At 66.4% G+C, this 17727-nt stretch carries 19 protein-coding genes; 10 read left to right on the top strand and 9 right to left on the bottom strand.

The annotated features are described in order from the left end of the window. Window positions 1-8 precede the first annotated feature (8 nt). The 3 genes from HHL13_RS16940 to HHL13_RS16950 are packed head-to-tail and all read right to left on the bottom strand — an operon-like array spanning window position 9 to window position 2171. Window positions 9-476, bottom strand: a complete 468-nt coding sequence (locus HHL13_RS16940; RefSeq protein ID WP_169557096.1) for a DUF1203 domain-containing protein — start codon at window positions 474-476, stop codon at window positions 9-11. Further along, complete coding sequence (ada, locus tag HHL13_RS16945; protein WP_206377113.1) at window positions 473-1513, bottom strand: bifunctional DNA-binding transcriptional regulator/O6-methylguanine-DNA methyltransferase Ada; 1041 nt, start codon at window positions 1511-1513, stop codon at window positions 473-475. Before ada ends, HHL13_RS16940 begins: the two co-directional genes overlap by 4 nt. Window positions 1514-1562: 49 nt before the next feature. Next, the gene (locus HHL13_RS16950; RefSeq protein ID WP_169557098.1) at window positions 1563-2171 is read right to left on the bottom strand and encodes a hypothetical protein; all 609 of its coding nucleotides are present in this window, start codon (window positions 2169-2171) and stop codon (window positions 1563-1565) included. A 111-nt stretch (window positions 2172-2282) separates the two neighbouring features. On the opposite strand from HHL13_RS16950, the gene HHL13_RS16955 reads away from it, so the two are divergent. The 3 genes from HHL13_RS16955 (at window position 2283) to HHL13_RS16965 (ending at window position 5944) form a co-directional block, all read left to right on the top strand. Continuing rightward, window positions 2283-2825, top strand: a complete 543-nt coding sequence (locus HHL13_RS16955; RefSeq protein ID WP_169557099.1) for a hypothetical protein — start codon at window positions 2283-2285, stop codon at window positions 2823-2825. A gap of 63 nt (window positions 2826-2888) precedes the next feature. Beyond that, on the top strand, window positions 2889-4331 hold the full coding sequence (locus HHL13_RS16960; RefSeq protein ID WP_169557100.1) for an MFS transporter: 1443 nt from the start codon (window positions 2889-2891) through the stop codon (window positions 4329-4331). Further along, window positions 4328-5944, top strand: coding sequence for a glycoside hydrolase family 43 protein (locus HHL13_RS16965; RefSeq protein ID WP_169557101.1), 1617 nt, complete (start codon window positions 4328-4330; stop codon window positions 5942-5944). The genes HHL13_RS16960 and HHL13_RS16965 overlap by 4 nt, the downstream gene beginning before the upstream one ends. Here the strand turns inward: HHL13_RS16965 and HHL13_RS16970 are convergent. Continuing rightward, complete coding sequence (locus tag HHL13_RS16970; RefSeq protein ID WP_169557102.1) at window positions 5931-6353, bottom strand: PilZ domain-containing protein; 423 nt, start codon at window positions 6351-6353, stop codon at window positions 5931-5933. The two genes, HHL13_RS16965 and HHL13_RS16970, sit on opposite strands and share 14 nt — an antisense overlap. A gap of 362 nt (window positions 6354-6715) precedes the next feature. On the opposite strand from HHL13_RS16970, the gene HHL13_RS16975 reads away from it, so the two are divergent. Beyond that, window positions 6716-8329: a DEAD/DEAH box helicase gene (locus tag HHL13_RS16975; RefSeq protein WP_169557103.1), complete on the top strand. Its 1614-nt coding sequence runs from the start codon at window positions 6716-6718 to the stop codon at window positions 8327-8329. A 97-nt stretch (window positions 8330-8426) separates the two neighbouring features. Here HHL13_RS16975 and HHL13_RS16980 read toward each other — a convergent pair whose 3' ends face one another. The 4 genes from HHL13_RS16980 to HHL13_RS16995 are packed head-to-tail and all read right to left on the bottom strand — an operon-like array spanning window position 8427 to window position 11407. Continuing rightward, a complete protein-coding gene (locus tag HHL13_RS16980; protein ID WP_169557104.1) occupies window positions 8427-9101 on the bottom strand; it encodes a hypothetical protein in 675 nt (224 codons plus the stop codon). Between the two features lie 2 nt (window positions 9102-9103). After that, window positions 9104-9778, bottom strand: coding sequence for a dienelactone hydrolase family protein (locus tag HHL13_RS16985; protein ID WP_169557105.1), 675 nt, complete (start codon window positions 9776-9778; stop codon window positions 9104-9106). 13 nt (window positions 9779-9791) lie between these two features. Then, window positions 9792-10451 carry a hypothetical protein gene (locus HHL13_RS16990; RefSeq protein WP_169557106.1) on the bottom strand — a complete coding sequence of 220 codons (660 nt, stop codon included), beginning with the start codon at window positions 10449-10451 and terminating at the stop codon, window positions 9792-9794. After that, on the bottom strand, window positions 10448-11407 hold the full coding sequence (locus HHL13_RS16995) for a hypothetical protein (RefSeq protein WP_169557107.1): 960 nt from the start codon (window positions 11405-11407) through the stop codon (window positions 10448-10450). The genes HHL13_RS16990 and HHL13_RS16995 overlap by 4 nt, the downstream gene beginning before the upstream one ends. A gap of 217 nt (window positions 11408-11624) precedes the next feature. Between HHL13_RS16995 and HHL13_RS17000 the strand changes: the two genes are divergently transcribed. From HHL13_RS17000 to HHL13_RS17025, 6 genes are all read left to right on the top strand, one after another. Beyond that, complete coding sequence (locus HHL13_RS17000; protein WP_169557108.1) at window positions 11625-12179, top strand: F0F1 ATP synthase subunit delta; 555 nt, start codon at window positions 11625-11627, stop codon at window positions 12177-12179. A gap of 11 nt (window positions 12180-12190) precedes the next feature. Then, window positions 12191-13720 (top strand): F0F1 ATP synthase subunit alpha, encoded by a 1530-nt coding sequence (gene atpA / locus HHL13_RS17005; protein WP_169557109.1) that lies wholly within the window; start codon window positions 12191-12193, stop codon window positions 13718-13720. A gap of 45 nt (window positions 13721-13765) precedes the next feature. After that, window positions 13766-14650: a F0F1 ATP synthase subunit gamma gene (locus HHL13_RS17010; protein WP_169557110.1), complete on the top strand. Its 885-nt coding sequence runs from the start codon at window positions 13766-13768 to the stop codon at window positions 14648-14650. A 24-nt stretch (window positions 14651-14674) separates the two neighbouring features. Further along, window positions 14675-16207, top strand: a complete 1533-nt coding sequence (gene atpD, locus HHL13_RS17015; protein ID WP_206377114.1) for a F0F1 ATP synthase subunit beta — start codon at window positions 14675-14677, stop codon at window positions 16205-16207. 173 nt (window positions 16208-16380) lie between these two features. Beyond that, the gene (locus HHL13_RS17020) at window positions 16381-16632 is read left to right on the top strand and encodes an ATP synthase F1 subunit epsilon (protein WP_169557111.1); all 252 of its coding nucleotides are present in this window, start codon (window positions 16381-16383) and stop codon (window positions 16630-16632) included. 92 nt (window positions 16633-16724) lie between these two features. Beyond that, on the top strand, window positions 16725-17213 hold the full coding sequence (locus tag HHL13_RS17025; RefSeq protein WP_169557112.1) for a hypothetical protein: 489 nt from the start codon (window positions 16725-16727) through the stop codon (window positions 17211-17213). 6 nt (window positions 17214-17219) lie between these two features. Here HHL13_RS17025 and HHL13_RS17030 read toward each other — a convergent pair whose 3' ends face one another. Beyond that, window positions 17220-17666: a DUF6265 family protein gene (locus HHL13_RS17030; protein WP_169557113.1), complete on the bottom strand. Its 447-nt coding sequence runs from the start codon at window positions 17664-17666 to the stop codon at window positions 17220-17222. Between the last annotated feature and the right edge of the window lie 61 nt (window positions 17667-17727).

Consider the following 17727-nt stretch of genomic DNA (forward strand, 5'->3'; position numbering starts at 1 on the left):
TGTCGCTATCAGGCGCGGTCCACCCGCGCCGCAAAGCAGCCGCGCCGGGCATTGTGGACGTGAAGATAGTCAACGGCCGGATCGGCGAGGAAGCGCGCGATCAGCGGCTCCAGTTCGGCGCCCTCGACCACATCGGCATCGGTCATCATGTGCTGCGCGTCGTAGGCCCGGACCGACAGCAGGCGGATCGCGAGTTGTTCAGGCACCGCGCCGGTGAATTCGGCCGCATCGCCCGCCCCTTCGCGAACGAAGATCGCATGGCGCGAACGATAGGGCGTCTCCTCCGGAAGATGCTCGTAGTTGAGCAGCAGCAGGTTCTCGCCGGGCTCGGCAGCCTCCAGCGTCACGCGGCACGGATAGCCGGGCTTCGCCGTCGCAGTCATCCGCACTGCGCCATACGCCGCCAGCGCATCGTCGGACAGGCCGAACAGATGCGCGAACCGGTCGCGCGGCAGGCCGGAGATGCGGTAGCTCATTCGCCCGATCCCTCGCGCTTGAGCAGCACGCGCTTGCGATCGACGCCATAGGCATAGCCGCCCATGCTGCCGTCGGCGCGATGGACGCGGTGGCACGGGATCAGCACCGCGACATGGTTCGCGCCACACGCCGTACCCGCGGCGCGGACTGCCTTGGGATTGCCCGCGACGGCGGCAAGCTGAGCATAGCTGCGCGTCTCGCCGGCGGGGATCGCGCGCAGCGCTTCCCACACGGCTTCCTGGAACGCGGTGCCCTGCACGTCGATCGGCAGGTCCATGTCGCGCCCCGGCGTCTCGACTTCGCTCACCACCCGCGCGGCGAGAGCCGCAAGCGCAGCCCCGCCCTGCACGATCTCGGCAGCGGGGAAGCGCCGGGCAAGCTCGAACTGGTCTTCGTCGAACGCGACGCGGCACAGCCCCTTGTCGGTCGCGGCGATCAGCAGCGGGCCGAGGCTGGTTTCGGCGACGGTCCAGCGGATTGTCACGCCTGCCCCGCCGCGCTTCCACGCACTGGGCGTCATGCCGAGACGGGCGTTGGCGGTTTCGTAGAAGCGGCTCGGCGCGGAATAGCCGGCCTCGTAGATCGCGCCGGTGACGCTGTCCTCACGGCTCAGCGCTTCGGTGGCGCGGCGGGCCTTGAGGCCGCGGGCATAGGCGGCCGGCGTCACGCCGGTGGCGCGCTTGAACAGCCGGTGGAAGTGATGCGGGGCATAGCCGACCAGATCCGCCAGCGCCTCGAGATCGATGCTCTCCTCCGCCGCTTCGATCAACGCCACGGCCTTCGCCACCGCCACCCGGTCGCGGCCCACTTCGTCGGGCTTGCAGCGCAGGCAGGGCCGGAACCCGGCCGCCCGCGCAGCTTCGGCATCGGCGTAGAATGCGACATTCTCCCGCTTCGGCCGCCGCGCCGGGCAGCTTGGCTTGCAATAGATGCCGGTGGTGAGAACCGCGCCGATCACGCGACCGTCAAAGGCGCGGTCGCGAGCCTCGAACGCCGCCCATGCGGCATCGTCTGAAAGGGTCTGCTGCGTGTCCATGACCCGGATATAAGCGCACGTATCGCGCACCACATCCCGCGCTTTGCGTTCAAACCGCGCGATCCGCCGCGAACCGGCCGGACCAGAGGTACAGGCCTGCCAACGCGATCCATGCAGCGTGGATGCCATAGATCAGGATCGCGCCGGCCAAATTCATCCCAAGCATGCCCGACCACAGCAGCAGCATCGGCAGGGTGCCCGCGAGAATTCCCAGCGCCCCCAGCCCGCGCGCTGCCCAACCGGGCCGCCGCACGAAATCGCTCGACCAGAGGAGGAAGGCCGTACCGCTGGCGATCACGCCAATACGCGCCAGAGCCTGATTGCCTTCCCACGCGAACAGCAACAGATCGTGATCGGTTACGCCGCGTACGACCAGCCCGGTCACCAGGAAACCGTTGATCGTCCCAGCGCCGATGCCCCCGAGCGCGCCAATCCCGCAAGCGACCAATCCTGCCAGCGCCGCCGGCTTCTCCACCCCCATCCGCAGGGCCAGATGCGCGAAGCCATAAGTCGTCACGCCAACCAGCGCGATCATCGCGCCGTGGATGAAGCGCGCCAGAGCGATGGCCTGGAAGCTCGATGGATGGTGGCCCATCATCACTGCGATCCCGAGCGCCGCCAGCATCAGCGCCCCGCCTGCAATCCGATCTGCGTCCATTCCTGCCATCCCCGATTTGCGTGAAGGCCGGTTGGTTGTACGTCTGCACGCGCCGGCGAAAGCGCGATTTCTCGTTTCCGGACTCGGCGCACGAAGAATCCGGAGATGGGCATGAAAGACAGGCAGGATCGTCGCATCGCCCGCACCCGGGCCGCGTTGATCGGCGCGTTCAACCATCTGGTGCTGCACCGCCGCCAGCGCCGCATCCGCGTGGCCGACATCGTTGCACAGGCGAAAGTCGGCCGCTCGACCTTCTATGAACATTATTCGAGCGCCGACGAAGTCATGCTCGAAGCGCTGCGGCATCCGATGGCGGCGCTGGCCGACGCCGCCTCGGGCCGGGGCGAGCTTTCCGCCGTCACCGCGCTGCTTGTCCATTTCTGGGAGAACCGCGCCCGTGCGCGCGAGACCGTGGCTGGGCAACTTGGCGACCGCGTGACCCGGCTGCTCGCTTCGATGATCGAAGAACGGCTGAGCGATCGTCCCCTCACCATTCCCCTGCGCCTCGCGTCGCTCCAACTGGCCGAAGCGGCGCTGGCGCCGATCCGCGGCTGGGTGCAGGCCGAGGCGCCGTGCACGCCCGGAGCACTGGCGGATGCGATCGTTCGCGGCGGCGAACGGCTGGTCTCCGCACTCACACCCGAGTTGCAATAAACTCGGACAATAGTAACGTTACCGCTAACAGGCTCGCTTCCGATGAGCCCGGCGGGAGACGGCATGACCTACTGGCAGCGCACGCGGAAGCTCCGCTGGTGGATCATCGCGATCGTGATGCTGGGCACGATCATCAACTATCTCGTCCGCCAGACGCTGGGCGTCGCCGTCGCCACCGAGCCGTTCCAGGCCGATGTCGCGATGACCAAGGAGCAATATAGCTGGGTCACCGGCGTGTTTCAGGGCTTCATCATGATGCAGCCCGTGGTCGGCTATATCCTCGACCGGATCGGCCTGCGCACCGGCATGGCGATCTTCGCGACGGCGTGGGCGGTGCTGATCGCGGCGCATGGCTGGGTGGCGAGCTGGCAGGGGCTGGCGGCGCTGCGCGGGGCACTGGGGTTCGCCGAGGGCACCTCGCACACGCTGGGGCTCAAGGTGGTTTCCGAATGGTTTCCGGCGAAGGAGCGCGGGTTCGCGGGGGGCATCTATAATCTGGGCGCATCGGCCGGGATCGCGCTTGCCGGGCCGCTGGTCGCGATCTCGATCGCCTTGTGGAACTGGCGCGCGGCTTTCTATGTCGCGGCGGTGCTGGCGCTGCTGTGGGTCGCGCTGTGGCTGCGCTGGTATCGCGCGCCCGAAGCGCATCCCGATCTCGCGCCGGAGGAACTGGCGCTGATCCAGTCGGGGCAGGAAGCGCATGTGCAGGCAGCGGGCGAGAAGCCGCCGATATTGTCGCTGCTGGGGCGGCGCAATTTCTGGGGGATCGCCCTGCCCCGGTTCCTGGCGGATCCGACCTGGGCGACGCTGACCTTCTGGCTGCCGCTGTACCTGAGCGAGGTGCGCGGGCTGGACCTGAAGGAACTGGCGATCGCAGTGATCCTGCCCTTCGTCGCGGCCGATCTGGGGTGCCTGTTCGGGCCGGCGGTGGTGGTGTGGCTGGAGCGGCGCGGCGTGGCGCTGATCGATGCGCGGCGCTGGACCTTCACGCTGGGGGCGCTGATGATGACCAGCATGATGTTCGTCGGCGGAGTCACCAGTCCCTATGCCGCGGTGGCGCTGCTCAGCATCGGCGCGTTCGCGCACCAGACGCTGTCGGTCACCTGCATCACGATGGCGAGCGACCTGTTTCGCCGCGACGAGCTGGGCACCGTGGCGGGCATGGCGGGGACGATGGCCAATCTGGGCGTGATGATCTTCACCCTGCTGATCGGCGCGCTCGTCACCCAGATCGGCTATACGCCCTTCTTCATGGCGCTGGCGGTATTCGATCTGGTCGCGGCGGGGATCCTCTGGTCGCTGGTGGTGAAGCCCGGTGGCCCGCCCGAGCGCGAGAGCGGGATCATCCCGATTCTGCTCGGCGGCGCGACCGCAGTCTATCTGGGCGGCGTGGTGGGGATCGGCTCGATCGGCGTGGCGGGCTATGTCGGGTTCGGCTTCGGCGTATTGCTGCTCGGTCTCGGCATCGCGATCGAAGCGCGCGCGCGGACGCGGCGGGCGGCATGATCCGCAACCCGATCCTGCCGGGCTTCAATCCCGATCCGTCGATCTGCCGCGTCGGCGAGGATTATTACATCGTGACCTCGACCTTCGAATGGTTTCCGGGCGTACAGATCCACCACAGCCGCGATCTGGTGAATTGGCGGCTGCTGACGCGGCCGCTGGTTCGCAAGTCACAGCTCGACATGCGCGGCGATCCCGACAGTTGCGGGGTATGGGCGCCGTGCCTCAGCCATGACGGCGAGCGGTTCCACCTGATCTACACCGATGTGAAACGCTATGGCCGCACCACCGTGGGCGGCGCATCGGGCGCGAGTTTGCGCGACTTCCACAATTACCTCGTCACCTGCGAGACGATCGACGGCGAATGGTCGGACCCGGTGCATCTCAATTCGAGCGGCTTCGACCCCTCGCTGTTCCACGACGATGACGGGCGCAAATATCTGCTCAACCAGCTGTGGGACCATCGGCCGGGCCGCAATCGCTTCGCGGGGATCGTGCTGCAGGAATATTGCCCGCGCGAGCGGCGGCTGATCGGCGAGCGGCACAATATCTTCGCGGGCACCCCGCTGGGCCTGACAGAAGCGCCGCATCTCTATCGCCGCGACGGCCGCTACTATCTGATCACTGCCGAGGGCGGGACCGGCTGGAACCATGCGGTGACGATGGCGCGCAGCCGCGACCTGCTCGGCCCATACGAGCTGCATCCGGATACCTATATCCTCTCCAGCCGCACCCGGCCCGACGCCCCGCTGATGCGCGCGGGCCATGCCGATCTGGTCGAGACGCCGGCAGGCGAGACGTACATGGCCTATCTGTGCGGACGTCCCTTGCCCAATCGCGGCCGCTGCGTGCTGGGCCGCGAGACTGCGCTGCAACCGATGGTCTGGCGCGACGGCTGGCTCTGGACCCTAGACGGTCAGGGCGTCCCGATGCGCGAAGCCCCCGCTCCCGATCTGCCGCCGCATCCCTGGCCCGAAACGCCGGTCCGCGCGGACTTCGATGCAGACCAGCTGCCGATCGATTTCCAATGGCTCCGTACGCCCGAGCCGGACGCAATCTTCAGCCTCACCGCCCGTCCCGGCCATCTCCGGCTCTACGGCCGCGAGACGATCGGGAGCTTGTTCACCCAGTCGCTGGTGGCACGGCGGCAACAGGCATTCTGCTACACGGCGTCCTGCGCGATGGAGTTCGAGCCGCGGCATTTCCAGCAGGCGGCGGGCCTCGTCGCTTATTATAACGGGGCCAAATTCCATTATCTCCACGTCACCCACGACGCCGAGATCGGCCGGCATATCCGCGTGATGTCCGCCCTGCCCGACAGCCCTCAGGCCGACGCCTTCTCCGCGCCGATCGCGATTCCCGAGGGACGCGTCGAACTGCGCGCCGAAGTCGATGAGGAACGCCTGCGCTTCGCCTTCCGCCTCGATCGGCAGGATTGGCAATGGCTGCCCGAGCAATTCGACGCCTCGATCCTGTCGGACGAAGCCACCGCCCCGGGCGCACCGAACTTCACCGGCGCGTTCATCGGCATGGCGTGCCAGGACGTGAGCGGCGCGGGCCTCCACGCCGATTTCGACTGGTTCGACTATCGCGAGCGAGACTTCAGCGCGGCTTGAACCGGCGCCGGATCAGGTCGCGCAATCCCGTCTTCACGGGCGGGGCCGGAGGCGGTCCCTCGCGAAATCGCTGCTCCAGTTCGGCGACCAGATCGTCCTGCCCGCGAAATGCGTTGCGCATCTTCTCGCGCGGCAGCGGCATCAGGAACTCGCAGCCATGCGCCTGCCCGTCGCGCCACACCACCTTGGCTTCGCGCGCGCCCGCGCCGGACAATCCGATCGAGATCAGCGTGCCCGCCGGCAGTTCCAGATCGCCGCTGAAGCGAAAGCCGGTGCGCGAGAAATCCTCGACCGTGACGTTCACCGGCTCGCCGTCCATGCCGCGCAACGTGCTGTCGACATCCACTTCGAACCGCACCGCGCCACGCGCGTCGATCTCGCCCAGCACTTCCAATCGTGCGACCAGCACCCATACCTCCCCGGATCGTCTGAATCGCGATCCGCTGGCGCCACGCTACTCGCCAAATCGTTAACGGATTTTCGGCAAAACCCGGTCCGGCGGCAGAAGATTGTGGATAGCGGGGCGCGAGGTCATCAGGAGCCTGACACCCTGCGCATCGGCAGGCTGCCGAGCGTCAACCTTGACTTAGGACAGTATTACCGCCATATCGCAGCGCATCGAGGCATCATGCAGCGTGATGGAGCGAACAGCTCCGGCTCTGCCTCGGTTCATATTTCCGGCTTCCCATATCACGCGGGGCGTCATTTTTTGACCCCGCCTCCGCGCGCCCGTTTCAGGTGCACGCGTCGGCCGCATTTGTAAGGTTTCCAATGCAATTCAATGAACTCGGTCTCTCGCAGGCCGTTCTCTCTGCGCTTACCGCGAAGGGCTATACCGTCCCCACCCCGATCCAGTCGCAGGCGATCCCGCCTTTGCTCGAGGGCAAGGACCTGCTCGGCATCGCCCAGACCGGCACCGGCAAGACACTCGCATTCGTCGCACCCTCGATCGATCGCCTGGTCGCCAGCAAGCAGCGCCCCCAGCCGCGCGGCTGCCGCATGCTGGTTCTTGCCCCGACCCGCGAACTCGCCGCCCAGATCGCCGAGAGCGCCAAGGCCTATTCCAAGGGCACGGGCCTGACCGTCGCCACCGTGTTCGGCGGCACGTCGGTCCACAAGAACAAGGTCGATCTGGCCCGCGGCGTCGACATCCTCGTCGCCACGCCGGGCCGCCTCGTCGATCTGATGGACCAGCATTACCTGATCCTGCTCGGCATCGAGATTTTCGTGCTCGACGAAGCCGACCAAATGATGGACCTGGGCTTCATCCATGCGCTCAAGCGTATCGTTCGCGATCTGCCGTCGAAGCGCCAGTCGCTGTTCTTCTCGGCGACCATGCCCAAGACGATCCGCGATCTGGCCGGCCAGTTCCTCAAGTCCGATCCTGTCGAAGTGAAGGTCACTCCCGTCGCTACCACCGCCGAGCGCGTCACCCAGTCGGTGACGTTCGTCCAGCAGGCGGAGAAGCAGGCGCTGCTCACCATTCTGCTCCGCGATCCCTCGATCGACCGCGCGCTGATCTTCACCCGCACCAAGCATGGCGCCGACCGCGTCGTAAAGCTGCTTGCCGGCAATGGCGTCGCGTCGAACGCGATCCACGGCAACAAGTCGCAGCCGCAGCGCGAGCGTGCGCTGGGCGAGTTCAAGGCGGGCAAGGTCAAGATCCTGATCGCCACCGATATCGCCGCGCGCGGCATCGACGTGTCGGGCGTCAGCCACGTCTTCAACTTCGAGCTGCCCAACGTGCCCGAGCAATATGTCCATCGCATCGGCCGCACCGCGCGCGCGGGCGCGGATGGCATCGCGGTCAGCTTCTGCGCGCCCGATGAGAAGCCGTATCTGAAGGACATCGAGAAGCTGACGCGTCAGAAGATCGAAATCGTTGCGCTACCGGAGGACTTCATCAACGAGTCGAACAAGATCAAATCGACCCGCTCGCCGATGGTGATGAGCCGCGACGAGGCCAATGGCCGCAACGGTCGCGCGATGCAGGGCCAGCGTCCGGGTGCCGGGCGTGGCCAGCCACCGCGCAAGCGCCCCGCCCAGTTCGAGGCGCGTCCGGCAAACGAGCGCCGCGACGGCGCACAGGGTGGCCGTAGCCGCCCCGAAGGTCAGGGTCAGAATCGCGGCCCGGCGCAGGGTCAGCGGGGCGATCAGCCGCGCCGCGCCGAAGGCGGCCGGAACGACTGGAGCCGTCTCGACGGCCCGCGTGCCGATACGCGCCACGAGGGTCCGCGTCAGGGCGAGCAGCGCCGTAACGACGCCCCGCGCGCCGACCGGCCGCAGGGCGAGAAGCCGCAGCGCGACTATGCCCGCAAGAGCAAGTGGCAGGGCCGCCCCACCCAGGGCGGCGGCCACCGCAACAATGCGGGCCGTTCGCGCTGAGCGGTTCCCCCTCCCCACGAGGGAGGGTCAGGAATAAATTAGGAAAGGCCGGGGCGCGACGCCTCGGCCTTTTCTGTCGAAGCCGCTCCGGAGCGGCTCAGCGCACCGGTTTGACGGCAATCGATTCGGCCAAGGCGCGGACTTCCGGAACCAGCGCCTCCACCCTCCCGGGAACATTGCCGTCGCCATAGCGATAGATGGTCAGGATCCGGCCGCCGATCCCGGTCACGCATCCGGCGGCAGCCACTTTGACCTGCTTACCCGCGACACCCATCACGATAATTCCCTGCATATAGACGCAGAAATCATCATGCCCCGAAGGCGCGAAGGCACTGTCGATTTTCACTTCCGTGTTCAGCACATCGCCGATGGACTTGGCCGTGTCGGTATTGATCTTGTCAGGCGCGGTTGCCGCCTTGAACTCCGTCGTTCCAACTGCCGCTGAAACCTCGCGGATCACCTGCTCACGCGTTACCTCCACCATCAGCGCCGGCTTTGGGATCTTGATCACCAGGTAATCGGCATCCACGCCCGGCGTGCCCGTGCAATCGAACAACACCAGCAGCGTCAGATTCTCGCTATCCGCCGCCGAGATCAGCTGAGCCACGGACTGGCTCGCACCGGCGCTCGGAAGACAATATCCCTTGGGCAGAGGCATCGTGAAGTTGATACCGCCCGCGTGGAACTCCGCTGGGGTCGCCGCCTGCGCGGCAGCGGTCGCCGGGATTGCCGCCGTGCCCAGCGCAAGCGCCGCGCCCCAATATTTCCACATCCTCACCCGCCATTCTCCATGAACAATTGCAGCGTCCGCGCCCGTGCCAGCGTTGCGCTGGCGGCATCATAGTCCGCGCGCTGGTCGCAGTTGAAGCCGTGCCCGGCCTCATAGACGAAGACCTCGACGTTCGGATGGTCCGCCCCGATCAGCTTTTCCACGCCTGCCATCGGGATGCCTTTGTCGTGGCGGCCGAAATGGCAGATGGTGGGGCAATCCGGCTCCGCATCGGCCGCGTCGGGGATCAGGCTGCCATAATAGCATGACGCCGCCGCCAGCCCCGCCAGCCGGGTCGCCGCGAACCATGCCACCGATCCGCCATAGCAATAGCCGGTGATGAATACCGGCCCCTTCCCCGCCAGCGCATCGATGCAGCTCTGGGTATCCGCCAGCGTCAGCGCGAAGGGATGCGTGTCGCGCGCCAGATGCCGGCCCGCCGCGATGCCGTCCGAATCATAGCCGACTTCGAACCCCGGATGCTCGCGGTCGAACAAGGCAGGCGACAGCACTTCGTATCCATCCGCCGCATAGCCATCGCAGACCGAGCGGATGTGCGAATTGACTCCGAATATCTCCTGCACGACGACAAGGCCGCCGCGCCGCTCGCCTTCGGGCGCAGCGTGATAGACCGCGACCTCCGCGCCATCGGCCATCGTCATCCGGATGAATTCACCCATCGCCGCGCCTCCCTTAACCCCTGGGCTTGCCTCGAAGCGTCAACGCAAAGGCGCGCGAGCGGCGCAACAGCGCGGCAAGCGTCGCCGGATCGTTGCCGGCAGCGTAGAAATTGAGGACCAGTACGCGCCCGTCGACCGCGGTGATGCAACTGCCCACGGTCATCTCGATCTTCTTGCCGCCCGCCGGCGTGGTGACGTTGAACCCGCCGAAATAGCCGCAGACATCGTCCTTGCCGCGCGGACGCAGATCAAGCGAGACCTCGGCCTTCTTGCCCGTGGTCTCCGCCAGCGCGCCGGAAAGCATCGTTTCGGTGTCTTCCAGATTGAACGGCTTGCCGTCCTTGCTGTCGAAGTCCGGCCCCAGCGATTCCAGCACCTGCGCCCGCGTCACGGCCGTACCGGCGACCGCATGAGGCGTCTTGATGATGATGTAATCGAGCATGTTCGCCGACGCGCCGCACGAATGCAGCGTGATCGACGTCAGATTATCCTTGTCGAGTGTGGCCGCATATTGATCCAGCGGCTGCTGCGCGGCGGTGGCCGGGCAATAGCCTTCCGGCATCGGCGGGGTGAACGCCACGCCGCCTACCTCGAAGCTGACCGTTCGGCTTTGGGCGAGCGCCGGTCCGCAGATCGCGACGCTTGCGATCAGCCCCAGCAATATCGCCTTCATCGTGCGCGCTCCCGTTCGGCATAATCGGCATCGGCGGTCAGCCGGCGTTCGACGCGGTTGAGGCCGGTATCGGCTTCGTTGTTGCGCCGCCCCAGCAACGGGCTGGCCTGACGATACCAGCGCAGCGCACCCTGCAGATCGCCGCGCCATTCGGTGCACAGCCCGATATTGAAGACGATCACGCCGTTGTTCGGGATCATCTGGTTGAGCCGCTGCCAGTCCTGGCAGGCCTGACCCGGATTGCGCTGGGTCAGCTTGATCGTGTCCTTGAAGAAGCGGTTATGCTCCTTCGGAATCCCCTTCGAGCTTTCGAGGATGCGGATGCTGTAGGTGTCGGTCACCGGCACCGTGTCGCGCCGCACGCCCTCCGCGATCTGACCGATCATGCCGTTGATCATCTCCTCGGCGGTGCGCGAAGGCGATTGCCCCTGGCACCAGGTGATCTCCTCGCGCAGCGGCTTCACGGCAGAATAGACGATCCGCCCGTCGCGCCGCACGATACGCAGGTCCGCGCTCAGATTCGCCACGCGGCGGGTGCAATTGACCTGCACCTCTTCCTCCTTGGTGCACTTGTTGTCCTTGTCGCGCTGCGTGCACTGTTTCTCGGGCCGCTTGAAATAGCTGTCCTCGACGCCGCTGGAGACCGCGCCGGACAGCGTGCCGTCGGCATAGCCGCCATTGTTGCGCCGCCCGCCATAGACGATCTCGAACCATGCGCCCGTCCGTCCGCTGGGCCGCGAGAGCGCGCGCTCGATCGCCATGCCCGTCGCGGCGCCGTCGCGCCCGCCCAGCCGCTCGACTGCGATCGAGCGCAGCATCGCCGCTTCGCGCCACGGCGCGGGAAACAGGCCGGTCATCGTCAGCGTCTCGGCCGCCGCCGGAGTCGCCGCCAGCATCGCCGTGGCGATTGCCGCGATCCCGGCGCGACTCGCCGTTAAGAGAAACAAGGTCCGCATGATGATGATCCCCTCCAGATTTGCCCGGGGGGAGATTTGCAGCACCGCGCCGGGCGCGCAACGATTCTCATATGCTTCGGGCAGCGTCCCGACTCGGGTTGCATCGCAGCAAGTCCGATGCTAACCGCGCCGCGACCCATCGGGGGCGCCCTTTTTACCGAGGTGCTGCACCCATTTCGCATGGGGCCACTCCTGCTCCCAAGAGGAACTCATACGCGTGGAGAATTCCGGCGGTATCCAGGCCAGCCTAAGCGGACGCTACGCTACCGCTCTGTTCGAGCTGGCGCGCGATTCGAATACGCTGCCCAAGGTCGAGGCGAGCCTCGCCACGGTCAGTGCGGCGCTTGCCGAATCGGCTGACTTCAAGGCGCTGACCACCAGCCCGCTGATCTCGCGCAGCGCTTCGGCGAACGCGGTGGCGGCAGTGGCAAAGTCGCTGAAGCTCGAATCGACCGTTGCGAACTTCCTCGGCGTGCTCGCCGGCAATCGCCGGCTGAACCAGCTTCCCGCGATCATCCGCTCGTTCCGCGCGCTCGCCGCCGCCCATCGCGGCGAAGCGACCGCCGAAGTCGTCTCGGCGCATCCGTTGAGCGCCGCGCAGGTGACCGAATTGAAGCAGCAGCTTCGCGCGCGGCTTGGCCGCGACGTTTCCGTCGACCTGTCGGTCGACCCCTCGCTGCTGGGCGGCCTGGTCGTGAAGATCGGCTCCCAGATGATCGATTCGTCGATCAAGACCCGTTTGAATTCTCTCGCTCACGCGATGAAAGGCTGAAGGCTACACTCATGGACATTCGCGCCGCTGAAATCTCGAAGGTCATCAAGGACCAGATCGCATCGTTCGGCACCGAGGCTCAGGTCTCGGAAACCGGCCAGGTGCTGTCGGTCGGCGACGGCATCGCGCGCATCCACGGTCTGGACAATGTCCAGGCCGGTGAGATGGTCGAATTCGCCAATGGCATCCAGGGCATGGCGCTCAACCTCGAAGCCGACAATGTCGGCGTCGTGATCTTCGGGTCGGACTCGGAGATCAAGGAAGGCGACACCGTCAAGCGCACCGGCACCATCGTGGACGTTCCGGTCGGCAAGGGCCTGCTCGGCCGCGTCGTGGACGGCCTCGGCAACCCGATCGACGGCAAGGGCCCGATCGTTTCCGAGACCCGCAGCCGCGTCGAAGTGAAGGCACCGGGCATCATCCCGCGCAAGTCGGTTCACGAGCCGATGCAGACCGGCCTGAAGGCACTCGACGCCCTCGTCCCCGTCGGCCGCGGCCAGCGCGAACTGATCATCGGCGATCGCCAGACCGGCAAGTCGGCCGTCGCGATCGACACCTTCATCAACCAGAAGGAAGCGAACAAGGGCACCGACGAGAAGGCGAAGCTATACTGCGTGTACGTCGCCGTCGGCCAGAAGCGCTCGACCGTCGCGCAGCTCGTCCGCACCCTCGAAGAGAATGGCGCGATGGAATATTCCATCGTCGTCGCCGCAACCGCGTCGGAGCCGGCCCCGCTGCAGTTCCTCGCGCCGTACACCGGCACCGCGATGGGCGAGTATTTCCGTGACAACGGCATGCACGCGCTGATCGTGTTCGACGATCTGTCGAAGCAGGCCGTCGCTTACCGCCAGATGTCGCTGCTGCTGCGCCGCCCGCCGGGCCGCGAAGCCTATCCGGGCGACGTGTTCTATCTCCACAGCCGCCTGCTCGAGCGCGCGGCGAAGATGAACGACGAGAATGGCGGCGGCTCGCTGACCGCGCTCCCGATCATCGAAACCCAGGCAGGCGACGTGTCGGCCTACATCCCGACCAACGTGATCTCGATCACCGACGGCCAGATCTTCCTCGAAACCGACCTGTTCTTCGCGGGCATCCGTCCGGCGATCAACGTGGGTCTGTCGGTGAGCCGCGTGGGTTCGTCGGCGCAGACCAAGGCGATGAAGAAGGTCGCCGGCTCGATCAAGCTGGAGCTGGCCCAGTATCGTGAAATGGCTGCCTTCGCCCAGTTCGGTTCGGACCTCGACGCCTCGACCCAGAAGCTGCTGAACCGCGGCGCGCGCCTGACCGAGCTGCTCAAGCAGGCTCAGTTCTCGCCGATGCCGTTCGAAGAGCAGGTTGCCTCGATCTTCGCGGGCACCCAGGGCTTCCTCGACGTGATCCCGGCCGCGGACGTGGTGCGTTACGAGCAGGCGATGCTCGCCGATCTGCGCGCCAACCATGCCGGCGTGCTCAAGGCGATCCGCGACAGCAAGGACCTGTCCGACGACAGCCGCGCCGGCCTGAAGGCCGCGCTCGAAGCGTTCGCCAAGACCTTCGCGTAAGTCATTTCCCTCTCCCCCTCGGGGGAGAGGAGAAGAAGGAAGACAATGGCTTCTCTCAAGGCCCTCAAGGTCCGCATCGGCTCGGTGAAGTCGACGCAGAAGATCACCAAGGCGATGAAGATGGTCGCCGCCGCGAAGCTGCGCCGTGCGCAGGAAGCGGCCGAGGCCGGGCGCCCCTATGCCCAGCGTCTCGAAGCCGTGGTGGCGTCGCTCGCTTCCAAGGTGACCGTCAGCGAATCCTCGCCGAAGCTCCTCGCCGGCACCGGCAAGGATCAGGTCCACCTGCTCGTCGTCGCCACCAGCGACAAGGGTCTGGCCGGCGCGTTCAACACGAACATCGCCCGCCTTGCCCGCAAGCATGCGCAGGACCTGCTCGCCGCCGGCAAGACGGTCAAGATCTACACGATCGGCCGCAAGGGCCGCGGCGTGCTGAACCGTCAGTTCCGCGACCTGCTGGTTCATGGCATCGAGCCGGGCGATCTGGGCAAGCTGACGTTCCTCGACGCGCGCGGCTATGCCGACGATCTGATCGCCCGCTACGAAGCCGGTGAATTCGACATCGCGACCCTGTTCTATTCGAACTTCAAGTCGGTCCTGACGCAGGAGCCGACCGCGCAGCAGATCATCCCGGTTGCGATCCCCACGGTTTCGGCCGCGGTCGAGACCGGCGTGTCGGCAGCGACCGAATATGAGCCGGACGAAGCCGAGATTCTCGCCGACCTGCTGCCGCGCAACGTCGCGATCCAGCTCTACCGCGCGATGCGTGAAAACGCCGCGTCGGAGCAGGGCAGCAAGATGACCGCGATGGACAATGCGACCCGCAATGCCGGCGATCTGATCAAGCGTCTGTCGATCCAGTATAACCGCGCCCGTCAGGCCGCGATCACCACCGAACTCGTCGAAATCATCTCCGGCGCCGAAGCGCTCTAAGAAATTCGAAGCAAGGAAACCACGATGGCAACCGCAGCCCCGACCACCAAGAAGCCCGCCGCGAAGCGTGCGCCCAAGGCCGCCGCGCCTGCAGCGGCCGCCAGCACCGCCGCTTCGGCGACGACCAGCACCGGCCGCATTTCGCAGATCATCGGCGCCGTCGTCGACGTTTCGTTCGACGGTGGTTCGCTGCCCGCCATTCTCTCGGCGCTCGAGACCGACAACAACGGCAGCCGCCTTGTTCTCGAAGTCGCGCAGCACCTCGGCGAAAACACCGTGCGCACCATCGCGATGGACGCGACCGAAGGTCTCACCCGCGGTCAGGCCGTCACCGACACCGGTTCGCAGATCCGCGTTCCTGTCGGCCCGAAGACGCTCGGCCGCATCATGAACGTCATCGGCGAGCCGATCGACGAGCGCGGCCCCATCGGCAACACCGACAGCGCGCCGATCCACGCAGCGGCTCCCGCCTTTGTCGACCAGTCGACCGAGAGCGCGATCCTGGTCACCGGCATCAAGGTCATCGATCTGCTCGCGCCCTACGCGAAGGGCGGCAAGATCGGCCTGTTCGGCGGCGCCGGCGTGGGCAAGACCGTGCTCATCCAGGAACTGATCAACAACATCGCCAAGGGCCACGGCGGCACCTCGGTGTTCGCCGGCGTCGGCGAGCGTACCCGCGAGGGTAACGATCTGTACCACGAGTTCCTCGACGCGAACGTCATCGCCAAGGATGCCGACGGCAATCCGACCAGCGAAGGTTCGAAGGTCGCCCTGGTGTTCGGCCAGATGAACGAGCCGCCGGGCGCCCGCGCTCGCGTCGCGCTGTCGGGCCTGACGATCGCCGAATATTTCCGCGACGTCGAAGGCCAGGACGTGCTGTTCTTCGTCGACAACATCTTCCGCTTCACCCAGGCGGGCGCGGAAGTGTCGGCACTGCTGGGCCGTATTCCTTCGGCCGTGGGCTACCAGCCGACCCTGTCGACCGACATGGGCGCGCTGCAGGAGCGCATCACCTCGACCAACAAGGGCTCGATCACCTCGGTGCAGGCCGTGTACGTTCCCGCCGACGATCTTACCGATCCGGCGCCGGCAACGTCGTTCGCCCACCTCGACGCGACGACCGTGCTTAACCGCGCGATCTCGGAGCTGGGCATCTACCCGGCAGTCGACCCGCTCGACTCCACCTCGCGCGTGCTGACCCCGGCGATCGTCGGTCAGGACCATTACGACACCGCCCGCCGCGTTCAGGAAACGCTGCAGAAGTACAAGGCGCTGCAGGACATCATCGCGATCCTGGGCATGGACGAGCTTTCCGAAGAGGATAAGGTCACCGTTACCCGCGCCCGCAAGATCCAGCGCTTCCTGTCGCAGCCGTTCCACGTCGCAGAAGTCTTCACCGGCATCAGCGGCAAGTTCGTTGCGATCGAAGACACGGTGAAGTCGTTCAAGGCCGTCGTCGACGGCGAGTATGACCACCTGCCGGAAGCAGCCTTCTACATGGTCGGCGGCATCGACGAAGTCGTCGCCAAGGCCCAGAAGCTGGCCGAAGAGGCGTAATTGCCTTCTCTAGCCCTCTCCCGCTTGCGGGAGAGGGTTGGGTGAGGGTCTTCTTCTCCTGTTTCGACCGCCTCGCGGAAGAAGAAGACCCTCACCGCTGCGACTAGGCAGCAAGCTGCCAAGTCTCGCTGCCTCTCCCGCGAAAGCGGGAGAGGGAAATCAGGACAAGATCAATGCTGCACTTCGAACTCGTCACCCCCGAAAAGCTCGTCCGCTCCGAGGACGTGTACATGGTCGTCGTTCCCGGCACCGAGGGCGATTTCGGCGTGCTCGAAGGCCATGCGCCGGTCATGTCGACGATCCGTGACGGCGATCTCGCCATCTACAAGACCCAGGGTTCGGCGCCCGAGGCGATCCGCATCCAGGGCGGCTTCGCCGAAGTGAACGCCAAGGGCCTGACTGTCCTCGCCGAAACCGCAGGCTGACCGCCTTGACGGCGGTTCTCCGCTGCCTTCGCGCTTGACGCATTGACGCCGCCGGGCATTCTCGGCGGCGTTGTCATTTGCGGAGCGCATCCTTGTCCTTCAGCCTCTTCGTCGCCGCACTCGCCGCCACGCCCGCCCTTCCCGCCGACGATGTGGCGGTCGCAGCCGCGATGTTCGAACTCTGCCCGAAGATTCTGGACGGGACGATCGCGCTGGACAACGCGCAGCATCTCGCCGCGATCGGCTATGTGCCGTCCCGGCCGCATGGCAAGGCGGTGTGGGTCCGTGGCGGCCCGCCGGAGGAACCCGTCTTCCTCGCCGCTGCCAGCACCGAAAACGGCCGCACCTGCGCCGTCACGTTCGTCGACGACGCAGCGCACAGCCGGTTCGACCGGATGAACGCCCGTGCCCGCACGTCCGGCTATCAGGGCGCTCCGGCAGGAACCCCGCCGAACGCACCCGAAGCCCGGACCTCGCTGCTGCAGAAGGATGGCGACACGCTGATGATGCTCACCATCGGCAACCATATCGAACTGGGCGAGGTGCCGTCGGGCGCCGCCCTGTTCAACCGCCGCAACTGACGCGCTTCATTCCCCGCGCGCGTAGCGCCACGACATCGCGTTCGTGCCGTCCTTCAGCGCGATTTCCGCGACCAGCGCATCGCCTTCGCGCCAGTAGCGGATGCGCTGCGGGTAATCATGGGCCTCGTTGAGGAAGGTCACACCCTTCTCCCCCGCCACCGCGCGAAACGCGACCGCCGCCTTGCCGCCGGGCTGGGCGATATAGACGGGCGTCTCGCCGTCCAGCGCGATGCGGAGGAATTCGAAACTCACCGTCCGGCCGCCCTTCACCGTTTGCGACGTGCCGATCATCATGCCGCCCGCCGCAGGCCCCCATCGCTCGCAGGTGCGGCCGTGCGCGCCATCGGCGGTGCACCAGCTGCCCGCCAGCCAGTCCGGCAGGGTCTGCGCGGCGGGCGTCGCTGCACCGGTCAGCGGGATTGCGGCAATCAGGGCGAGTGCGAAACGCGTCATCGAAATCCTCCCATTGGTCACCCCGCTCGTGGCACGCTGCGCGCCATGCTGGCTTGAACCG

Origin of the sequence: Sphingomonas sp. G-3-2-10, assembly GCF_012927115.1 — a bacterium.
Lineage (GTDB): Bacteria > Pseudomonadota > Alphaproteobacteria > Sphingomonadales > Sphingomonadaceae > Sphingomonas.

What these genes read in the sequence shown, in the direction of transcription:
- HHL13_RS16990 (WP_169557106.1), bottom strand. Translation starts at nt 10,451, where the DNA reads ATGAAGGCGATATTGCTGGGGCTGATCGCAAGCGTCGCGATCTGCGGA.
- HHL13_RS16940 (WP_169557096.1), bottom strand. Translation starts at nt 476, where the DNA reads ATGAGCTACCGCATCTCCGGCCTGCCGCGCGACCGGTTCGCGCATCTG.
- atpD (WP_206377114.1), top strand. Translation starts at nt 14,675, where the DNA reads ATGGCAACCGCAGCCCCGACCACCAAGAAGCCCGCCGCGAAGCGTGCG.
- atpA (WP_169557109.1), top strand. Translation starts at nt 12,191, where the DNA reads ATGGACATTCGCGCCGCTGAAATCTCGAAGGTCATCAAGGACCAGATC.
- HHL13_RS16980 (WP_169557104.1), bottom strand. Translation starts at nt 9,101, where the DNA reads ATGTGGAAATATTGGGGCGCGGCGCTTGCGCTGGGCACGGCGGCAATC.
- HHL13_RS16950 (WP_169557098.1), bottom strand. Translation starts at nt 2,171, where the DNA reads ATGGACGCAGATCGGATTGCAGGCGGGGCGCTGATGCTGGCGGCGCTC.
- HHL13_RS17020 (WP_169557111.1), top strand. Translation starts at nt 16,381, where the DNA reads ATGCTGCACTTCGAACTCGTCACCCCCGAAAAGCTCGTCCGCTCCGAG.
- HHL13_RS17030 (WP_169557113.1), bottom strand. Translation starts at nt 17,666, where the DNA reads ATGACGCGTTTCGCACTCGCCCTGATTGCCGCAATCCCGCTGACCGGT.
- ada (WP_206377113.1), bottom strand. Translation starts at nt 1,513, where the DNA reads ATGGACACGCAGCAGACCCTTTCAGACGATGCCGCATGGGCGGCGTTC.
- HHL13_RS16960 (WP_169557100.1), top strand. Translation starts at nt 2,889, where the DNA reads ATGACCTACTGGCAGCGCACGCGGAAGCTCCGCTGGTGGATCATCGCG.
- HHL13_RS17010 (WP_169557110.1), top strand. Translation starts at nt 13,766, where the DNA reads ATGGCTTCTCTCAAGGCCCTCAAGGTCCGCATCGGCTCGGTGAAGTCG.
- HHL13_RS16975 (WP_169557103.1), top strand. Translation starts at nt 6,716, where the DNA reads ATGCAATTCAATGAACTCGGTCTCTCGCAGGCCGTTCTCTCTGCGCTT.
- HHL13_RS16985 (WP_169557105.1), bottom strand. Translation starts at nt 9,778, where the DNA reads ATGGGTGAATTCATCCGGATGACGATGGCCGATGGCGCGGAGGTCGCG.
- HHL13_RS16995 (WP_169557107.1), bottom strand. Translation starts at nt 11,407, where the DNA reads ATGCGGACCTTGTTTCTCTTAACGGCGAGTCGCGCCGGGATCGCGGCA.
- HHL13_RS16955 (WP_169557099.1), top strand. Translation starts at nt 2,283, where the DNA reads ATGAAAGACAGGCAGGATCGTCGCATCGCCCGCACCCGGGCCGCGTTG.
- HHL13_RS16965 (WP_169557101.1), top strand. Translation starts at nt 4,328, where the DNA reads ATGATCCGCAACCCGATCCTGCCGGGCTTCAATCCCGATCCGTCGATC.